The 19,094-nt window shown below is 31.4% G+C and carries 20 protein-coding genes and 1 other RNA gene; 17 read left to right on the top strand and 4 right to left on the bottom strand.

All coding sequences use genetic code 11. From position 1 onward, the window contains the following. Nucleotides 1-18: 18 nt before the first annotated feature. Nucleotides 19-2,301, bottom strand: coding sequence for a transglycosylase domain-containing protein (locus E2558_RS03865; protein ID WP_126566887.1), 2,283 nt, complete (start codon nt 2,299-2,301; stop codon nt 19-21). Further along, nucleotides 2,298-2,924, bottom strand: coding sequence for a Holliday junction resolvase RecU (gene recU, locus E2558_RS03860; RefSeq protein ID WP_126566886.1), 627 nt, complete (start codon nt 2,922-2,924; stop codon nt 2,298-2,300). Before recU ends, E2558_RS03865 begins: the two co-directional genes overlap by 4 nt. A gap of 305 nt (nt 2,925-3,229) precedes the next feature. Here recU and E2558_RS03855 point away from each other — a divergent pair, with 305 nt between their 5' ends. The 8 genes from E2558_RS03855 (at nt 3,230) to E2558_RS03820 (ending at nt 11,601) form a co-directional block, all read left to right on the top strand. Beyond that, nucleotides 3,230-3,565 carry a DUF1798 family protein gene (locus E2558_RS03855; protein WP_126566885.1) on the top strand — a complete coding sequence of 112 codons (336 nt, stop codon included), beginning with the start codon at nt 3,230-3,232 and terminating at the stop codon, nt 3,563-3,565. A 13-nt stretch (nt 3,566-3,578) separates the two neighbouring features. Further along, nucleotides 3,579-4,142 (top strand): SLOG family protein, encoded by a 564-nt coding sequence (locus E2558_RS03850; protein WP_420853051.1) that lies wholly within the window; start codon nt 3,579-3,581, stop codon nt 4,140-4,142. A 10-nt stretch (nt 4,143-4,152) separates the two neighbouring features. Continuing rightward, the gene (gene gpsB, locus E2558_RS03845; protein ID WP_126566883.1) at nt 4,153-4,488 is read left to right on the top strand and encodes a cell division regulator GpsB; all 336 of its coding nucleotides are present in this window, start codon (nt 4,153-4,155) and stop codon (nt 4,486-4,488) included. A 113-nt stretch (nt 4,489-4,601) separates the two neighbouring features. Further along, an RNA gene (rnpB, locus tag E2558_RS03840) (RNase P RNA component class B) lies at nt 4,602-4,985 on the top strand. A 130-nt stretch (nt 4,986-5,115) separates the two neighbouring features. Then, on the top strand, nt 5,116-6,249 hold the full coding sequence (locus tag E2558_RS03835; protein WP_126566882.1) for a THUMP domain-containing class I SAM-dependent RNA methyltransferase: 1,134 nt from the start codon (nt 5,116-5,118) through the stop codon (nt 6,247-6,249). A gap of 198 nt (nt 6,250-6,447) precedes the next feature. Beyond that, nucleotides 6,448-7,086 (top strand): SDR family oxidoreductase, encoded by a 639-nt coding sequence (locus E2558_RS03830; protein WP_126566881.1) that lies wholly within the window; start codon nt 6,448-6,450, stop codon nt 7,084-7,086. Nucleotides 7,087-7,259: 173 nt separating this feature from the next. Beyond that, nucleotides 7,260-10,706 carry a dynamin family protein gene (locus E2558_RS03825; RefSeq protein ID WP_126566880.1) on the top strand — a complete coding sequence of 1,149 codons (3,447 nt, stop codon included), beginning with the start codon at nt 7,260-7,262 and terminating at the stop codon, nt 10,704-10,706. A 16-nt stretch (nt 10,707-10,722) separates the two neighbouring features. Then, on the top strand, nt 10,723-11,601 hold the full coding sequence (locus E2558_RS03820) for a 5'-3' exonuclease (RefSeq protein ID WP_126566879.1): 879 nt from the start codon (nt 10,723-10,725) through the stop codon (nt 11,599-11,601). Nucleotides 11,602-11,688: 87 nt separating this feature from the next. Here the strand turns inward: E2558_RS03820 and E2558_RS03815 are convergent, their stop codons facing one another. Both E2558_RS03815 and E2558_RS03810 read right to left on the bottom strand, forming a co-directional pair. Then, complete coding sequence (locus tag E2558_RS03815) at nt 11,689-12,087, bottom strand: ribonuclease HI family protein (protein WP_126566878.1); 399 nt, start codon at nt 12,085-12,087, stop codon at nt 11,689-11,691. Between the two features lie 177 nt (nt 12,088-12,264). After that, the gene (locus tag E2558_RS03810; RefSeq protein WP_126566877.1) at nt 12,265-12,969 is read right to left on the bottom strand and encodes a queuosine precursor transporter; all 705 of its coding nucleotides are present in this window, start codon (nt 12,967-12,969) and stop codon (nt 12,265-12,267) included. 198 nt (nt 12,970-13,167) lie between these two features. On the opposite strand from E2558_RS03810, the gene E2558_RS03805 reads away from it, so the two are divergent. The 9 genes from E2558_RS03805 to msrB all read left to right on the top strand — a co-directional run bounded on the left by E2558_RS03805 (nt 13,168) and on the right by msrB (nt 19,094). Next, nucleotides 13,168-13,362 carry a zinc-finger domain-containing protein gene (locus E2558_RS03805; RefSeq protein WP_126566876.1) on the top strand — a complete coding sequence of 65 codons (195 nt, stop codon included), beginning with the start codon at nt 13,168-13,170 and terminating at the stop codon, nt 13,360-13,362. 173 nt (nt 13,363-13,535) lie between these two features. Next, complete coding sequence (locus tag E2558_RS03800) at nt 13,536-13,787, top strand: NifU N-terminal domain-containing protein (protein WP_126566875.1); 252 nt, start codon at nt 13,536-13,538, stop codon at nt 13,785-13,787. A 27-nt stretch (nt 13,788-13,814) separates the two neighbouring features. Next, complete coding sequence (locus E2558_RS03795) at nt 13,815-14,930, top strand: conserved virulence factor C family protein (protein WP_126566874.1); 1,116 nt, start codon at nt 13,815-13,817, stop codon at nt 14,928-14,930. A 38-nt stretch (nt 14,931-14,968) separates the two neighbouring features. Further along, nucleotides 14,969-15,403: a bacilliredoxin BrxA gene (gene brxA, locus E2558_RS03790; protein ID WP_126566873.1), complete on the top strand. Its 435-nt coding sequence runs from the start codon at nt 14,969-14,971 to the stop codon at nt 15,401-15,403. 228 nt (nt 15,404-15,631) lie between these two features. Then, entirely contained in the window at nt 15,632-16,588 is a 957-nt protein-coding gene (locus E2558_RS03785; protein WP_126566872.1) for a thymidylate synthase, read from the top strand. Between the two features lie 125 nt (nt 16,589-16,713). Beyond that, on the top strand, nt 16,714-17,199 hold the full coding sequence (locus E2558_RS03780; RefSeq protein ID WP_126566871.1) for a dihydrofolate reductase: 486 nt from the start codon (nt 16,714-16,716) through the stop codon (nt 17,197-17,199). A 21-nt stretch (nt 17,200-17,220) separates the two neighbouring features. Beyond that, on the top strand, nt 17,221-18,060 hold the full coding sequence (gene fakB2, locus E2558_RS03775) for a fatty acid kinase binding subunit FakB2 (protein ID WP_126566870.1): 840 nt from the start codon (nt 17,221-17,223) through the stop codon (nt 18,058-18,060). An 85-nt stretch (nt 18,061-18,145) separates the two neighbouring features. Continuing rightward, entirely contained in the window at nt 18,146-18,673 is a 528-nt protein-coding gene (gene msrA / locus E2558_RS03770; RefSeq protein WP_126566869.1) for a peptide-methionine (S)-S-oxide reductase MsrA, read from the top strand. After that, a complete protein-coding gene (gene msrB / locus E2558_RS03765; protein ID WP_126566868.1) occupies nt 18,666-19,094 on the top strand; it encodes a peptide-methionine (R)-S-oxide reductase MsrB in 429 nt (142 codons plus the stop codon). Before msrA ends, msrB begins: the two co-directional genes overlap by 8 nt.

The raw sequence follows: 19,094 nt of genomic DNA, 5'->3' as shown, positions 1-19,094 counted from the left end.
AATTAAACTTCTATGCGATTATCTATTGAAATTAAAAATGTTAGAAATCGTATTTCCATTATTATTGTTATTAGCATTTGTATTATTCTGTTGTGTTGAATTATTGTTTACACCGTTTCCAGTGCTACCAGTGTTTCCAGAGTCATTTGAGTTCTCTGAAGACTCATTAGACGATTCAGAAGATGAGCTAGATTTTTTTGATGAGCCGTCACTAGAACCGTTACTACCGTAAACCTCACGAGTAGTAGTGTTATTGTCAGGGTGACCACTTACAGATAAATCACTTGCTTTAGAGCCAACAACTGAATCAGGTTTCTTGAAGTCACCATCATTACTTGAAGTAATGTCAGACATAACGTCCTCATATAAGAATTGAGGGAATTCTTGTTCAGAGTGACCTAAGAATGAATTAGCTCCGCCTTCTTTAATTTGGCTGAATCCCATCCAAATAGACATTGTATATTTAGGTGTGAAACCGTTAATCCAAACGTCTTTCGCAGCGTTATCTGGTAAGTTATATTGTTGGTTAATTTCTGCACCGTACGTACTTGTACCAGTTTTAGCACCCATTGTTACACCTGAAACGCCATGACCATAAGCTGAACCATAAGGTTTAAATGTACCAGTTAACATTTCAGCTAACATGTAAGATGTATAATCTTTCATAGCTTTATGGCTAGTGTGATCGAATTCAACAGTATCACCATCAGAAGTAACAACTTTTTGAATTGAATGTGCATTGTTATAAGTACCACCATTCGCAATTGAAGCAAATGCTGAAGCTAATTGAGTAGGTGAGAACTCTGAAGCGCCACCACCTAAGATGTCTGATGGGCCGAGATCATTTTGATAATCTAAACCTACTTTAGAAGCAAAGTCTTTTACTGAATCTTTGCCACCTTTAGATTGAGCTTCTTGCCAAGTTTTTAACGCTGGAATGTTGAAACTTTGTCTTAATGCATCATATGCAGATACTGTACCATGTCCTTGACTATCATAGTTTCGGAAAGTACCACCATCAATTTGATAACTTGATTCATCTTGGATAGCATGATTTGTTGCCCATTGCATATTTTCAATGGCTGGACCATATGCTAAGAATGGTTTTAGTGATGAACCAGTTAAGTGAGCATCTGTCGCTGCATTTCGGTCAACTACGTCTTTAAAGTTACGCCCACCAGAAATGGCTACAATGCCACCGGTTTTACTATCAAGAATTGTTGCACCAACTTGTTGGTCATCATTTTTATAGTAATTACCGTTATTAATACGATCTTGTAATGTTTTTTGAACATCTTTATCCATATCAGTGTAGATTTTAATGCCACTTTGTAATAACTCACTTAAGTTTTTATCTTTAAAGTGTTTGTTATTCATTAATTCAGCTTTTACAAAGTTAACATAAGAATCGTATTCTGGATCTTCATCAGTTGAACCAATTTGACGTTCTTTAGTAGAACGTTTTACTAAGTTATCTTCTAATGAAGTCTTTTTAGCTTCTTGGTATTCCTTATCTGTAATTCTATGATGATAGTGCATTAAATATAATACAGTTTCTTTACGACTTTCAGCCTGTTTAGGGTTATCGTAAATGTTATAAAGGTTAGGAACCTGAGGTAAGCCAGCTAAGTATGCTTCTTCAGCTAAATTTAAGTCTTTCAAATCTTTATTGAAATAATATTTAGCTGCAGCTTTAACACCATAAACGCCGTCAGAGTAATAAATTTTATTTAAATACATTTGGAAGATTTCATCTTTACTGTATTCTTGCTCCAGACGATATGATAAGTAAGCTTCTTGAGCTTTACGTCCGATAGATTTTTTCTCAGTTAAGAATGAACGTTTAACTACTTGTTGAGTTAACGTTGAAGCACCTTGAGAACCAAATCCACCAGTCAAGTTCTTACCAACAGCACCTAATAAACGTTTGTAGTCTAAGGCACCATGATCATAGAAACGGTTATCTTCAGTTGCTAGCACGGCATTTTTCATATTTTTAGGAACATCTTTTAAATCAACATGTTCTCTTCTAGCACCATTATCCAATTTTTTAACCAGTTCGCCATTCCTATCATAAATTTCGGCTGGTTTAGGATCTTGGAGTTTAGATTCATTAAATGCTGGTGCTTTCCAAGCATAATATGCAAATAATAAAATACCGAGTAAAACTAAGATGAAAAAGGCGATTAATAAAAAGCCTATAATCTTGATAATCGTTCGTTTTACATTTCTATTCTTTTTTTCTTTGGATTTCCCATTTTTCCCTTTATTGGGTTGAGAAGATCCTTTGTTTTCCGTCATACGCGGTCCTCACTTTCATCTAATATCAACTTATCAACAGCCTTGAGGTAATCTAATCTTGGTTGATACTGATAAGGAATATAGTAACTATTTTTTCTTATTTCTTCAACTGTTATTGATTTTTTTATTTCATTTTTATATCTTTTCCAAAAAGGTTGAAATTTAGAAAAAGGCAAAAGATATACTTCATCAAGCATTTTAAATCTTATTAATAAAAATACAATTCCTTTCTGAAGAAATGTATTCTTCATATGTTCGACTTGATGATCATGAATATTATTTAAAGGAAAAGAAGTTTTGTTTTTAGTTTCCTTTGCTTCAAAATCAATATAATAGCCATTATAAACGCCATTATAATCAGTTGTAGAAGGGGTACGAAAGTAAGCCTCATTAATCACTGCTTTACTTCGTTTAGGATAGTGAACATTAACGATTTGGATTGGTGTAGGTTTTTTATGTATAACAGCCTTTCCATGATTTAAATAATAATCGTTAGATAGTTCAATATCTTTTTCAAGGGACATACCTCGTCCACCATATTCTATTTTACTATAAGAGGGACGTGAATGACTTCCGACGTTAGTCTTATTTCCCTTGAAAGGTTTCCCGTTAGGATAATTCATAGTATTCACCACGCTAGTTCATTAATAGCAACTATAAAATATCTAGATGTACTAATCTATATCAATGTACTTTTTATGCGATTACTATATAACAAACTAATTTAGAAAATAATGAAAGTTCATTATTAACCTCCTCTATTTTAACGTTCTTTAACTGTGAAAACAATATATGACTCAATTTATAAGGTCTGCGTAACATTACAATAATGAAAGAATTCTAGAAAAAGTTAAACTTTCGTTTGTTTACTACTACATGACGGTAGAAATGAATTGTGATACATTAAATCAGTGTAGGAGGCATCTTTATGGAGAAAGTTGTAAAAGAACTATTGAAAGAACTTCAATATATTGAAACACACTATAATGAAGTTAAAACAAAAAGTGAAGATTTTGACTTTTATCAGAAGGTTGTTCCATATGCTCATTATATTGATGGTATATTAAACGAGCTAATACAACATAAAGATGACATTATACAATTGGCTTATATGAATGAAAGAAAATTCGATTTATTGGTAAACAATATCAAAGAATTATCAGTAGATTGTCATTTCCATAGAACAAGTAGAAAACTTTTTACAGAAAAATTTAAAGCCGTTAATTATGACTTAAACTATTTACTTGAATACACTAAAGAATAGAGTGATGTATACTTTGAAGACGTTATATGTTACAGGATACAAATCTTTCGAGTTAAACATTTTTAAAGATGATATGCCTGAAGTGGAATATTTGAAAGCATTCATTAAACATAAGTTATTACAATATATCGATGAAGGTCTTGAATGGGTATTAATTCAAGGTCAAATTGGAATTGAACTTTGGACAGCTGATGTTGTGCTAGATTTAAAACAAACTTATCCCGAATTGAAACTCGGGATAATTACTCCATTTTATGGACATACGTCGAAATGGAATGAAGTCAATCAAACGAAGTACAATGCTATTGCAGAAAAAGCAGACTTTCTTGAGAGTGTCCATCACACTGAATATGAAGGACCTTATCAATTTAAACAAACAGATCAATTTATGCTAGATCATACAGATATGACCTTATTAATTTATGATGATGAACAAGAGGGGAGCCCCAAGTTCTTCAAGAGGATGTTAGTTGATTTTATGGATAAAACGAACTATACTTGTGATATTGTTGCATTTGATGAACTCACTGCTTTTATAAATGATTTACAGTGGGAACAAGATCAAAGTTTCGAATGAGGTGGAAAAAATGGCAGATGTTTCTTTAAAGCTTTCAGCAAAAGATATTTATGAAAAAGACTTTGAAAAAACGATGGCACGCGGTTATCGCCGTGAGGAAGTGGATGCTTTTTTAGACGATATCATTACTGATTATCAAAAAATGGCTGACTTAAATAACGAAGTAGTTAAATTATCTGAAGAAAATAACAAACTAAAAAAAGAAGTAGAAGATTTAAGATTACGAGTAGCAACATCTAGACCTTCTGATAACAAATCATTCTCTTCAAACAATTCAAGTTCATCGAATAATGTAGATATTCTAAAAAGAATTTCAAATCTTGAAAAAGCCGTATTTGGCAAATAATCATTAAGATTAATCATTGTAAGTACAAGCAAACTTGCTAGTATGTATTATATGTTTTAAAAGTAAAAATATCTGTTATAGTTTTTAAATTTATGTTATAATCGCAAAAGTGATATTTTGGGTAATCGCTATAGAAATATAGAGGAAAGTCCATGCTCACACAGTCTGAGATGACTGTAGTGTTCGTGCTTGATGAAACAATAAATCAAGGCATTAATTTGACGGCAACGAAATAGCCTAAGTCTTTAGATATGGCTAGAATAGTTTGAAAGTGCCACAGTGACGTAGCTTTTATAGAAATATAAAAGGTGGAACGCGGTAAACCCCTCGAGTGAGCAATCCAAATTAGGTAGGAGCACTTGTTTAGCGGAATTCAACGTATAAACGAGACGTCTTTATTCGCATAATAAAGATATGTAGACAGATGGTTACCACCTGAGTACCAGTACAACTAGTGTACGTTATGAGTACAACGGTACAGAACATGGCTTACAGAAATATCATTGACTAGTTTAGCTCTCCCATTTGATGGAGAGCTTTTTTCATTTTTCCAATTTATACTGATACATATATAATTTAAATTCTGTTAACATATAACATAACAATATTGACAAAGGAGACAAACCAATGTTCCAATTATTAGCAGTATGTCCAATGGGTTTAGAAGCAGTCGTTGCAAAAGAAATCCAAGAACTTGGCTATGAAACACAAGTAGAAAATGGTCGTATCTTTTTCGAAGGAGATGCAAAGGCTATTGTTAAATGTAACTTATGGTTACGAACTGCTGATCGACTTAAAATTGTCGTAGGGCGATTTAACGCTAAAACATTTGATGAATTGTTTGAGAAAACGAAAGCTTTACCGTGGGAGGATATTATTGATAAAGAAGGTCAATTTCCTGTACAAGGACGAAGCGTCAAATCTACTCTTTACAGTGTGCCAGACTGCCAAGCTATTACTAAAAAAGCGATTGTTGAACGCTTAAAGCATGCTTATAACGAAAAAGGCTGGTTAAATGAAAGTGGCGCTAAATATCCTGTAGAAGTAGCAATTCTAAAAGATAATGTCTTACTTACGATTGACACATCAGGTTCAGGACTAAATAGACGTGGCTATCGTATTGCTCAGGGTGAAGCACCAATTAAAGAAACATTAGCAGCAAGTTTAGTAAGACTTGCCAATTGGAAAGGCGATACGCCATTCATTGATCCATTCTGTGGTTCAGGAACTATTGCCATTGAAGCATGTTTAATTGCTCAAAATATCGCACCAGGATTTAACCGTGATTTCGTTTCTGAAGAATGGAACATTATGCCTCCAAACATTTACGATGAAATGCGAGATGAAGCTGATAAACAAGCTGATTATGATAAAGAAATCCAAGTCTTTGCTTCTGACATTGATCCTGAAATGGTTGAAATAGCTAAACGTAATGCAGAAGAAGTAGGTCTAGGAGATATTATTCAGTTCAGTGTCAAAGATGTAAATACATTAACTATTGATACAGAAGCGCCAGTTGCTCTAGTAGGTAATCCACCTTATGGAGAACGTATTGGTGATAGAGATGAAGTTGAAGAGATGTATCGCTATATCGGAAAATTAATGAAACAACATCCTTATTTATCTGCTTATATTTTGACTAGCAATAAAGAATTTGAATATCTTGTTGATAAAAAAGCAACTAAACGACGCAAATTATTTAATGGTTATATTGAATGTACTTATTATCAATACTGGGGTCAAAAACCTGCAAAAAAATAATAATTACTTTCATAAATATAAATAACTAATTTTTCAAGTTTAGTTTTTATTAAATTTGTAAATTTTCTTTAACATATTAGAAAATATTTAATTAATTTAAACAATTTATTAGCGCTCTTATTATGACTAATGTAAAGTGATAATAAGAGTGTTTTAACTACATACATATTAATTACATCTTAGTGAGGAGAGAGAAATATGCAAACTGTTTTAATTATAGGCGCAAATGGTAAAGTTTCTATTGAGGCAACTAAAATATTTTTAGAAGATACATCATTTAATGTGGATTTATTCTTAAGAAATGCACATCGTATTCCTGATTATGCATCTAATCGTATTACAGTATTTGAAGGGGACGCGAAAAATGAAGAAGACTTAGAAAAAGCATTAAATAAAGTGGATGTCGTCTTCGCTAGTTTATCTGGTTCATTAGATATTGAAGCTGATGCTATCGTTAAGGCAATGAATAAAAAAGGCGTTAAACGCTTAATTTTCATTGCAGCGCCAGGAATTTATAATGAGTTACCAACAAAATTTAATGAATTTAACAAAGAACAATTTGGTGAGAAATTAGATAAATATCGCAAAGCTGCTGATATCATTGAAGCTTCAGATTTAGATTACACAATTATTCGTCCAGCTTGGTTAACATTTAAAAATGAATCAGATTATGAAGTTACATCTAAAAATACTGAATTTAAAGGTACAGAAGTATCAAGACGTAGTATTGCTAATTTAGCTGTGCGTATAGCTAAAAATCCTGAACTTTATTCAAGAGACAATATAGGTGTTAATAAACCAAATACCGATGGAGATAAGCCAGCGTGGTTTAATTAAAGTTCTATTTATATTTTTTAAAATTTATGAGTGTGATAAAATTTAATAAATGATTTCAAAAGTATTGATTAACTTTTGCTATCACTTTCTATTAATAGGGTTATAATTCTTAGGTGATTTATAACCTTACTTTTTTATTATTTATAGAACGCTTGAAATAAAGGGGATTAGGCATGGCGAACACTGAACAATTAGATATTTTATATAAATTAAAAAAAGAAGTTGAAAAATCTAACAACACGGCATTAGTACATACAATCAATCAAGTTATTAAAAAAGTCTATTTGAACCAATATACCGCTTCTTTCGTTGGACATTTTTCTGCTGGTAAATCTACTCTGATTAACTTATTACTTGAACAGAATATTTTACCCAGTTCTCCAGTACCTACAACAAGTAATACAGCTATCGTTTCTGTTTCAGATAAAGAAGAGATTATTGCTAATCTAGAACATCAACAGTACACAAAACTAAAAACATATGATGAAGTAAAACAAATGAACCGACTAAATGTTGATGTCGAGTCCGTAGAGATTAAATTTCCTTCTTCAAAGTTCCATAATGGATTTACTTTACAAGATACGCCTGGCGTCGATTCAAACATAGCTACACATCAGACAACGACTGAACAATTCATGTATACAAGTAATATTTTGTTTTATACGGTGGATTATAACCACGTGCAGTCAGCGCTTAATTTTCAATTTATGAAGCGCATGAATGATGTTGGCATTCCTGTTATTTTTATTATTAATCAAATTGATAAACATAATGAAGACGAAATTTCTTTTGCTACTTTTAAAGAAAGAGTGAATAAATCAATTGCAGATTGGGATATTAAATTGACTAAAATCTTCTACGTGTCTAAATTCGATCATCCTGAAAATGAAATCAATCAACTTTCTGACTACTTAGTTGATAAAGACAACCATCGTGAGCCTATTGAAGAATACGTGGAACGCACGGTTAAATTTATCACAGATGCTCAACTTGGTTATATTCAAAATGAGATACAAGACATTCTTGAGGAATTAAATATTAATGAAGACGAGTTTGAACAAGCTTATTCAAAATTCCAACAGAATCAAGCCGTTAGTGAGGAAGCACGTTTATTAAATAATCCTGAACAATTATTAAGCTTTTTAAAACAAAAACGTAAAGATATTCTTGAGAATGCATATATTATGACACATGATATGCGTGAAGATATTCGACATTATCTTGAAAGTATGTCTTCTGACTTTAAAGTAGGCGGTCTTTTAAATAAAAAGAAAAAGAAATTAGAAGAACAAGAACAACGCTTAGCACTAGTAACAGAAAAATTACAAGACAAAGTAAATCAACAAATTCGTCAACCTTTACGAGAAGACATGTCATTTTTAACACGCTTTATTAATAATAGTGACGTTAATCAAGAAATTTTAAATCAACATTACGAAATGAATAGTGAATTAATCTCAAATTTATATCAACCGCAAACAAGCATTAGTAATACCTATGTATTAACATTTAGTGATGAAGTTAAAAAAGCTATTAACACTTATGTTGAGAAAGAATCTAATCCATTATTTGATAAAACAATTAACAACACACAAGCTACCGGTTTAAACAATACAGAAGATGAAGATATGCAAGTCTATGAACGATTCTTAGAATTAAAGAATTTGAAGGAATCTTTAACGACTGAGAATTATCGTCATTATTATATTCACATGGAAGATTCTTTGGATAAGTTGATAGGGCGAACTGAAGCTAACTACCAGCTTAAAAATATGGCTCAAGGCGAAACAAACGAAGGTCAGTTAGATGAAAATGAGGCAACTCAACAATTCACTGCGAGTGAAATTGATATTAAACAAGCTCTAGAATTAGTTGAACCAGTACCACTATTTGATAGAACGAAAAAAGACATTCAAGATACTTTAACTCGTTTAGATAATAAAATAGTGAAAATTGGTGTTTTTGGTACATTTAGTGCAGGTAAAAGTAGTTTAATTAATGCTTTACTTGGTGGGCAATATTTAGTTAGTTCTCCGAATCCAACAACTGCAGCTACTACAGAATTGTCATATGGTGAAGATAGTAAAATTACATTGAAAACACAAGAACAATTATTAGACGAGTTAAATCAACTTATTGAATATCATAATATTACTTTTAATTCTTTAGAGGAATTTATTAATAGTGATATTACTTCATTAAAACAACAATTAGAAAAAAATCAATTAGCTTTTGTTAATGCAGTTGAAAAACATTATGCACTTTATCAAGAAATGATTACTGAAGCAATTACGCATGAAATTTCTCAAGAAGATATAAAAAAATGGAGTGCCGAAGACGAATACGCTACTTTTGTTAAAACTGTTCATATTAACTTACCTCTAAACTGGTTAAAAGGTAAAATTATCGTTGATTCTCTTGGTTTACATTCAAATAATCAACGTCATACCAATGAAACTGAACAAATTTTAACATCTTCAGATTTAATATTATATGTAAGTTACTTTAACCATTCATTTACAGATAATGACAAAGCTTTCATTGAACATATGAAAGACATGAATCAATTAAATGAAAATCAAGCGTTTAAAATGGTTATTAACGCTATTGATTTAGCGGAAAATGAAGAAGATATTAAAGCTGTGAAAGATTACGTGGCTGATGCTTTAAACCAAGTTAATTTAAACTCTGAGATATTTGGTGTCTCAAGTAGACGTGCACTTAAAGATCATGATGATGGTATCGCACAGTTACGAGAAAGTATTCAACATTTTGTCGAAGTAGAATCAAATACTATTTTAGAGCAACAAATGATTAAACAATTTGAACAAATGAGTCAATCATTCGATCAAATGATAGAAGAATTCCAAACAAATCAATCACTAATCAGTGAACGTCAAGAAAAACTCAAATCTTATCAACATGAACAACGTCTTTCAAATCAATTGTTAATGACAAGTGAGCAACATACTAGTAATGAAGTTGAAGACCAAATTTATCACTTAAATGGACGCTTAAAGTTACAATTATTAGATGATGTTAAAAGTGTATTTAATAGTCAAATGACGCAAAATAAAGATTTTAATGAAGAAAAGAAACTTTCATCAAAAACATTTTTAGATCAAATCCATCAACGTCTATATCTTGAACAAAGTCTTTTAGTAGAACGTATTAAAAAATATTATAACCGACAACTCAATGAACAAATTGCACCTGTCATTCAAAAGTTAAATCAATTACATGTGTTGATTTATCCTGAATTTAATATTAAACCTCATTTTACGGATACGGCTTTCTTAAGAATTGATATTAATGATATGGTAGCAGCTTTGCCTAAACAATTGACTAAGCGTAAAATATTAAATCCTAACTCTCAAAGAGAAATACAGGAAATGATTAGTTCTAATACACTAGAATTATTGCAAAATCAATTAAGCGAATTAAGACAAGCGCTTATTTCTTACGTTTCAACATTAACTAAAGAAGCTGAAACTACGTTCAATCATTTAGAAAATGATATACAACAACAAATAGATGATTTAGTATCATTTACTATGGATGAAACACTTATAGAACAATTAAAATCAGTAAACTCAAAACTGAAAGTACTTTTAAAATAGAAAGAAGGCACTATTTATGACATCACGTGTCCTACTAGTAGATGGCATGGCGCTATTATTTAGACATTTTTATGCTACAAGTTTACACAATCAATTTATGTATAATTCAAAAGGCATACCTACAAATGGTATACAAGGATTTGTAAGGCATATTTTTAATGCTATTCACGATATCAATCCTACACATGTAGCAGTGTGTTGGGATATGGGGCAATCAACTTTCAGAAATGAAATGTATGATTCATATAAACAAAATCGTCCAGCGCCTCCAGATGAGCTTATTCCTCAATTTGATTATGTAAAAGAAATTTCTGAGCAATTCGGTTTCATTAACGTCGGAATGGTCAATTATGAGGCTGATGATGTTATCGGTACATTAGCTAAAGCCTATTCTCAAGACAGCGAGGTACACATTATCACTGGAGATAAGGATATCCTTCAATGTATTAATCGCAATGTAGAAGTATGGCTCATTAAAAAGGGATTCAATATATATAATCGTTATACGCTAGACCGTTTCAATGAAGAATATCAATTAAATCCACTTCAATTAATAGATATTAAAGCTTTTATGGGAGATAGTGCAGACGGTTATCCAGGTGTAAAAGGAATAGGCGAGAAAACAGCAATTAAATTGATTCAATCTTATGATAGTGTTGAAAATGTCCTTCAGCATATCGATGAATTAACACCAGGACAACAAAAGAAAATTAAAAATGATGAAGCAAATTTACTACTATCCAAACAATTAGCAGAAATCCATACAGAGGTTCCACTTGACATAGCTTCTTTATATGACGAAATGGAATATGCTCATTCACTCAATCATATATTATCTATTTGTAACGAGCATGAGCTATACGTGTCAGGTAAGTATATTTCTTCTAAACTATAATTAAAAATCCTTGAGATATATGAAAGATTCAATTTTCTCTAATTTAAGAGTAATCTTTCCTGATCTCAAGGATTTATTTTTGATTAACTATTTCTTTTTACTTAATTTATAAAGATATTGCTGTGCTAATTGATTTGCTTCTTTATTTTGATCGCGAGGAACCCATTTTACAAATAATAATTCAAAGCTTTGTTCTAAAATTTCCATATTTTCAAAATAAGGTTTAAAACGGATATTTTTTACATAACCTTGATTAACGCTATCTTCAATTAATTTAGAATCTGTGTATAACAGGGCATTATTAACGTTTAATTCTCTAGCATGTTCTAAAGCATGTATCAAAGCAGCCCACTCTGCACTATGATTATCTAATTCACCTAAATCATGTGTAAAAGTAAATTTTTCATTCTCTTCTTTAATTACTATGCCACACGTGCTTTGACCTGGATTTCCATTTGATGCAGCATCAAAATATATTTTCGCCATTTTATAACACCTTTTCAAATAAAATAAACTTACTATTTCAATACTATACTATCAAATTCTAAAAAAAGAGAATAGCATGAGAAAAGGTCTAAGACATAAAGAATTTCTGCTTTAAACTAAGAAACAATGTTCCAAAAGTAGTATTCTGTCCAAACCTCTTCTATGCTATTCAATGAATTAATAACCCTCATCTAATTTATGAATTTTACCTTTGCGATACATCGATTTAGCAATATATCCAAATGGAACATTAAATACAGTTGACATTAGTTTAAGTAAATAAGTTGTTATAAATACTTCAAACACTACGGCAATAGGTAATGTACCAACAAATGCGATAGCTACAAATAAAGCTGTATCAATAATTGAACTTAACATTGTACTACCGTATGCTCGTATAATAAATGTTTTATCTGAACTAAAGATTTTTTTAATCATTGAAAAGATAAATACATCGACATGTTGACCAATAATATAAGCTAAAATTGAGCCAAGAGCTATACGTGGTACTAAATCAAAGATAGTTGCTAATGATTTTTGAGCTACATCTTCAGGAGCTGGAATAAAATGTAATGACATTTGCATTACAATAATCATAACTAATGTTGATGAAAAGCCTAACCATACAGCACGTTTAGCTACTTTACGACCATAGATATCATTTAAAATATCTGTAGCCAAATAAATTGAAGCAAACATAACATTCCCTAAAGTAGCAGATATTCCAAAGATATCTACAGTTTTAATAACCTGTATGTTAGCAATGATTGTACCTATAGCTACCCAAGCTATTAAGCCTTGTTTACCAAAACAACGAAACATGACGACCATTAAAATAAAAGTAACAAAAAATGTTGCTACTCCAAAAATTTCATTAAACATGATTATCCTCCTAAATTTTGATAATGCGGGTGTTTAGAAACCGCAAAAACAACTTATACATTTTATAGTAAAAGTACAATAGTTGCAATAGGAGTTAGAAATTTTATAAATTTATGAGTAAATCGATTATTTCAAAATTACTTTAATTTAAGTTATAATAACTCCATGATTATTATCAGATAATAACTGAAATAAGGAGTGACTAGCATTCTTACGCATTCCGAACAAAATGCAATTCAAAAAATTGATGACTTAATGAATACTTATTGTGATAAATGTTTACTTAAAACGCACATTAGAAAAACTGAGGGTAAAACACAAGCTCATCACTTTTGTATCTCAGAGTGTTCAATTGGTAAACAAATTAAGCAATTAGGAAATGAACTTCAATAAGAAGTGTCTTAAGACAATATTTCAAAGTATCTAGACTGACAGGCCTCCTTATCAATTGAAGAGAAAATGATACGCAATGATGAGAGTTTACTATGCGTAGGGAATCCAGTTGCGTATAAATTGATAAAGAGTGAAGGATGAGGCGACAGTCTATAATAGGAGGCAATCGTATTATGCAAATTGTATCAATCGAAGAAACACCAAATTATAATACAATGAAGATTAATTTAGATGAAAAAAGATCAGATAATCAATCTAATACATTTACATCAGCTAAAGATGGACAACCTGATTTTATCAATCGATTATTTGAAATTGATGGGGTAAAGTCTATTTTTTATGTCATGGACTTTATTTCTGTTGATAAAGAAGAAGATGCTAATTGGAATGATTTATTACCTCAAATTCAATCCACTTTCAATTAATTCATAATTAAGAGGGGAGATTTTTAAATGGAGATTTTGAGAGTTGAACCAACACCTAGTCCAAATACTATGAAAATAGTATTAACTGAAAAAAGATCAGATAATCAATCTAATACTTATACAGAATTTAAAGAATCAAATCCAAAATTTATAAATGATTTATTAGCATTAGAAGGCGTTAAATCTATCTTCTATGTTATGGACTTTTTAGCTATAGATAAAGAACCACGTGCTAATTGGGAAAATGTATTGCCTCTCATCACTTCCACGCTAAGTAATGAAGATGACACTGTGGTTCAATCTCAAGTTGATGATCATTTCGGTGAAGTAAAAGCAGAAGTATTAACCTTTAAAGACATTCCATATCAAATCAAATTAACTACTTCTGATCAAGAAAAACGTCAGCAACTCCCTGATATATTCGTAGATAGTATGTTAAGTGCTCAAAAAGATGGGGAGAATGTCGTTTTTTTACGTAAATGGCGTGATTTAGGTATTCGTTATGGTGAGCTTGATGAGATTATGGCTGAAGTAGTTGAAGAAATTCTTGCGATGTATCCAGAGCAAAGATTGAAAGAGTTAACGCAAGCAGCTTTATCAACAGAAACAGTAGTTGTTCCACAGTCACAATACAAACACATTACAATAGAAGAATATCGTCAAACCGAAGATTGGAAAGCTCGCTTACGTATGCTAAAGGAATTTCCAACACCTACAATTGAAGATTTACCGCTTCTACAACTTGCTTTACAGGAAGAAAAAGTGGCTCTAAGAAGAGAATCAATTGTTTTACTTGGCATGATAAATGATAAAGCTGTACTTTCATATCTTTATGAAGGCCTTAAAGATAAAAGTCCTGCCGTCAGACGTACAGCAGGAGATTGTCTGAGTGATTTAGGGTATAAAGAAGCTTTACCAGAAATGGAAAAAGCCCTAGATGACCCACAAAAAATTGTACGTTGGCGTGCAGCTATGTTCTTATTTGACGAAGGTGGCGAAGATCAACTTCCAAGCTTAAAAGCACATGTTGATGATCCCGCATATGAAGTTAAATTACAAATTGAAATGGCTATCTCTCGTATTGAAAAGGGAGACGAAGCACTTGGCTCAGTTTGGAAACAAATTGCCAATCGTGATAAATAAACAATAATTTAAATACTTAAATTAGGAGTGTATTTACTATGAATCCATATGAACAATATATGAAAGAATTAGCACAACAAATGCGTGCTGAACTTACTGAGAATGGTTTTGAAAGTTTAGAAACAAGTGAAGCAGTATCAAACTATATGAATAATGTGGACGATAACGATACCACATTCGTTGTTATCAACTCTACTTGCGGTTGTGCAGCTGGCTTAGCTAGACCAGCAGCTGTTGCCGTAGCAGAACAAAATGATAAAAAACCTACAAATAAAATCACTGTATTTGCTGGACAAGATAAAGAAGCAACACAAACAATGCGTGAATATATTCAACAAGTACCATCAAGTCCTTCATACGCATTATTTAAAGGTACTGAATTGAAACACTTTATTCCACGTGAACATATTGAAGGCCGTGATATTCAAGATATTTGCATGGACATTAAAGACGCTTTTGATGAAAATTGCTAAACAAAGTTAATCTTTAAATATAAATTTTTAAAACCTATAATAGCTAATTGATTTTTTCAAAGAGTTTATTATAGGTTTTATTTTTATTTTGCTAGTTTAATATTTAAAGATTGGCCTCTATTCATGATTAAAATTCTGAAAAACTGAGGAACTCTATTATAGATAATTTAATAACCATTCATTTTCTAGTATAATAATAGTTAATATATACATTTAGGAGATGACACTATGTTAAACCCCTTTGATTCAGCGTATCACAGCTTATGCGAAGAAATCTTAAAAATAGGTAATGAACGCGATGATCGAACACACACAGGTACAATTTCAAAATTTGGTCATCAACTACGATTTGATTTATCAAAAGGATTCCCACTTTTAACTACAAAAAAAGTATCATTCAAATTAGTAGCTACTGAATTATTGTGGTTTATTAAAGGCGATACAAATATTCAATATTTATTAAAATATAACAATAATATTTGGAATGAATGGGCTTTTGAAAAATATATTCAATCTGAAGATTATGATGGACCAGATATGACAAATTTTGGTCATAGAGCTTTAGAAGATTCTAATTTTAATGAACTGTATAAAGAAGAAATGGCCAAATTTAAACAACGCATCTTAAATGATGATAGTTTCGCTCAAAAGTATGGCGATTTAGGAAATGTTTATGGTAAACAATGGCGTGATTGGGTAGATAAAGAAGGGAATCACTTTGATCAATTAAAAACAGTGATCCAACAAATCAAAGATAATCCTAACTCACGACGTCACATTGTATCTGCATGGAATCCTGCTGAAATCGATTCAATGGCTTTGCCACCTTGTCATACAATGTTTCAATTTTATGTACAAGACGGTAAATTAAGTTGCCAATTATATCAACGTAGTGCAGACATTTTCTTAGGTGTGCCTTTTAACATTGCTAGCTACGCCTTATTAACACACCTTATTGCTAAAGAATGTGGCCTTGAAGTAGGCGAATTTGTCCATACATTTGGAGATGCACATATTTATTCAAATCATATTGATGCTATTCAAACGCAATTATCTAGAGAGAGCTATACGCCTCCCACATTACAAATAAATTCTAACGCTTCGATTTTCGATATAAATTATGAAGACCTTGAATTAATAGATTATCAATCACATCCTGCAATCAAAGCACCTATTGCAGTATAAAGCTATTCCGATTTACTATTTATTTGAAAATGAAGTAACCTTATATAGACATTTCAATCTATATTTAATTGAATTACTTAATAAAAATCAAAAATTTTTCTTAAATAAATAACGGAGGGAAAATGATGACTTTATCAATTTTAGTAGCACACGATCAACAACGTGTTATTGGTTATAACAATGACTTACCTTGGTACTTACCAAATGATTTAAAGCATGTTAAGAAACTTTCAACAGGTAACACTTTAGTTATGGGAAGAAGAACATATGACTCAATCGGTAAACCATTACCAAACAGACGAAATGTTGTATTGACACGTGACACTTCATTTCATGCTGATGGCGTAGATGTTATACACTCTTTCGACGAAATATATGATTTGGAAGGACACGTATTCATTTTTGGAGGTCAATCATTGTTTGAAGAAATGATTGATAAAGTAGATGATATGTATATCACTGTAGTAGAAGGAAAACATCAAGGAGATACATTTTTCCCTGAATATACATTTGAAGATTGGGAAGTTGAATCTTCTGTAGAAGGGGAATTAGATGAGAAAAATACAATTCCACATACATTTCTACATTTAGTTCGTAAACATAATAAGTAAAGTGATTTAATGGAGGTACTTATGACAAAACAAATTATAGTGACGGATTCTACGTCAGACTTATCACAAGATTATTTAAAAGAACATGATATCCACGTCATTCCTTTAAGTGTAACGATTGATGGCAAATCTTATGTCGATCAATTAGACATTACATCTGAAGAATATATACAACATATCGAAGATGACGCCGATGTTAAGACGAGTCAACCGCCAATTGGGAAGTTTATCGAACTATATGAAACTTTATCGAAAGATGATGTAGAAATTTTTAGTATACACATGTCATCTGGACTAAGCGGAACTTACCAAACTGCACTACAAGCAAGTGAAATGGTAGATGCCAATATAACTGTCATTGATTCAAAATCAATTTCATTTGGTCTTGGTTATCAAATTCAAAAATTAGTTGAATTAGTTAATACTAATCTATCTTCGTTTGAAATAGTTGAGAGCCTTAAAGAAGTACAAAAAAATACAAAATTATTTGTAGTTATAGGTCAACTTAATCAATTAATCAAAGGTGGACGTATTAGTAAGACAAAAGGGTTTATTGGAAATATTATGAAAATCAAGCCTATTGGTACGCTGGAAGATGGCTATTTAGAAATGGTGCATAATGCACGTACACAAAACTCAAGTATTCAATATTTAAAAAAAGAAATTTCAGAATTTATTGACAAACATAAAATTAAATCTATTGGTGTCGCGCACGCTAATGTGATTGATTTTGTCGAAAAATTAAAATCACAATTTGATGATGCTTTTGGTCCTCAAGAATATGATGTAAATGTCACAACACCAGTTATTTCGACTCATACTGGACAAGGGGCAATAGGGCTAGTCGTTGTTCGTCATTAATATATTTTAAGTGCTGAATAAGTAAATCACTTTAAAATATACGCATATTAGCGTAAATTTAAATAATGACAAAGGAGGTAATTAAATGGCATACGCAACATTTGCTGGAGGATGCTTTTGGTGCATGGTTAAACCATTCACTTCATATCCAGGTATTGAAAGTGTAGTTTCAGGTTATACTGGCGGTGACGTAGAGAATCCCACATATGAACAAGTTTGTACGAATGAAACAGGCCATAGAGAAGCTGTACAAATCACTTACAATCCTGAAATTACATCTTTTGAAAATATATTAGATGTTTATTTTAAAACATTTGATCCTACTGATAATAGTGGTCAATTCTTTGATAGAGGCGAAAGCTATGAACCTGCAATCTTTTATCATGATGAGAAACAAAAACAAGCTGCTGAATTAAAAATTCAACAGTTGAATGAACAAGGTATTTTTAAAAAACCTGTCATTACGCCTGTGCTTCCTTATAAGAATTTTTATCCAGCAGAGGATTATCATCAAGATTATTATAAGAAAAACCCTATGCACTACGAACAGTACCAACGTGGATCAGGTAGAAAAGCTTTTATTGAATCGCATTGGGGGTCAAAAAATGATTAAAAAAAATAAAAATGAACTAAATGATATGGAATACTTAGTAACACAAGAAAATGGTACTGAGCCTCCATTTCAAAATGAATACTGGAATCATTTTGATAAAGGAATTTACGTTGATAAAATTTCAGGTAAGCCATTATTTACATCTGAAGAAAAATTTGAGTCCAATTGTGGATGGCCAAGTTTTTCTAAAGCAATTGACGATGATGAAATCATTGAACTCGTTGATAAAACATTTGGTATGGTTAGAACGGAAGTAAGATCTGAAGAAGCAAATAGTCATTTAGGGCATGTGTTTAACGATGGTCCTAAAGAAAGTGGCGGTTTACGATATTGTATTAATTCAGCTGCAATTCAGTTCATACCTTATGAGAAATTAGAAGACCTTGGATATGGCGATTTAATTCCACATTTTGAAAAATAA

Origin of the sequence: Staphylococcus pragensis, from assembly GCF_004785665.1 — a bacterium.
GTDB lineage: Bacteria > Bacillota > Bacilli > Staphylococcales > Staphylococcaceae > Staphylococcus > Staphylococcus pragensis.
The sequence above is the reverse complement of the archived record's forward strand: the minus strand, read 5'-3'. Positions and strand labels throughout refer to the sequence as shown.

Coding starts and splice junctions, on each gene's coding strand:
- gpsB (WP_126566883.1), top strand. CDS start 4,153: ATGGCAGATGTTTCTTTAAAGCTTTCAGCAAAAGATATTTATGAAAAA.
- msrA (WP_126566869.1), top strand. CDS start 18,146: ATGGCATACGCAACATTTGCTGGAGGATGCTTTTGGTGCATGGTTAAA.
- E2558_RS03780 (WP_126566871.1), top strand. CDS start 16,714: ATGACTTTATCAATTTTAGTAGCACACGATCAACAACGTGTTATTGGT.
- E2558_RS03865 (WP_126566887.1), bottom strand. CDS start 2,301: ATGACGGAAAACAAAGGATCTTCTCAACCCAATAAAGGGAAAAATGGG.
- E2558_RS03835 (WP_126566882.1), top strand. CDS start 5,116: ATGTTCCAATTATTAGCAGTATGTCCAATGGGTTTAGAAGCAGTCGTT.
- recU (WP_126566886.1), bottom strand. CDS start 2,924: ATGAATTATCCTAACGGGAAACCTTTCAAGGGAAATAAGACTAACGTC.
- E2558_RS03800 (WP_126566875.1), top strand. CDS start 13,536: ATGCAAATTGTATCAATCGAAGAAACACCAAATTATAATACAATGAAG.
- brxA (WP_126566873.1), top strand. CDS start 14,969: ATGAATCCATATGAACAATATATGAAAGAATTAGCACAACAAATGCGT.
- E2558_RS03830 (WP_126566881.1), top strand. CDS start 6,448: ATGCAAACTGTTTTAATTATAGGCGCAAATGGTAAAGTTTCTATTGAG.
- E2558_RS03785 (WP_126566872.1), top strand. CDS start 15,632: ATGTTAAACCCCTTTGATTCAGCGTATCACAGCTTATGCGAAGAAATC.
- E2558_RS03825 (WP_126566880.1), top strand. CDS start 7,260: ATGGCGAACACTGAACAATTAGATATTTTATATAAATTAAAAAAAGAA.
- E2558_RS03810 (WP_126566877.1), bottom strand. CDS start 12,969: ATGTTTAATGAAATTTTTGGAGTAGCAACATTTTTTGTTACTTTTATT.
- E2558_RS03855 (WP_126566885.1), top strand. CDS start 3,230: ATGGAGAAAGTTGTAAAAGAACTATTGAAAGAACTTCAATATATTGAA.
- E2558_RS03795 (WP_126566874.1), top strand. CDS start 13,815: ATGGAGATTTTGAGAGTTGAACCAACACCTAGTCCAAATACTATGAAA.
- E2558_RS03815 (WP_126566878.1), bottom strand. CDS start 12,087: ATGGCGAAAATATATTTTGATGCTGCATCAAATGGAAATCCAGGTCAA.
- E2558_RS03820 (WP_126566879.1), top strand. CDS start 10,723: ATGACATCACGTGTCCTACTAGTAGATGGCATGGCGCTATTATTTAGA.
- msrB (WP_126566868.1), top strand. CDS start 18,666: ATGATTAAAAAAAATAAAAATGAACTAAATGATATGGAATACTTAGTA.
- fakB2 (WP_126566870.1), top strand. CDS start 17,221: ATGACAAAACAAATTATAGTGACGGATTCTACGTCAGACTTATCACAA.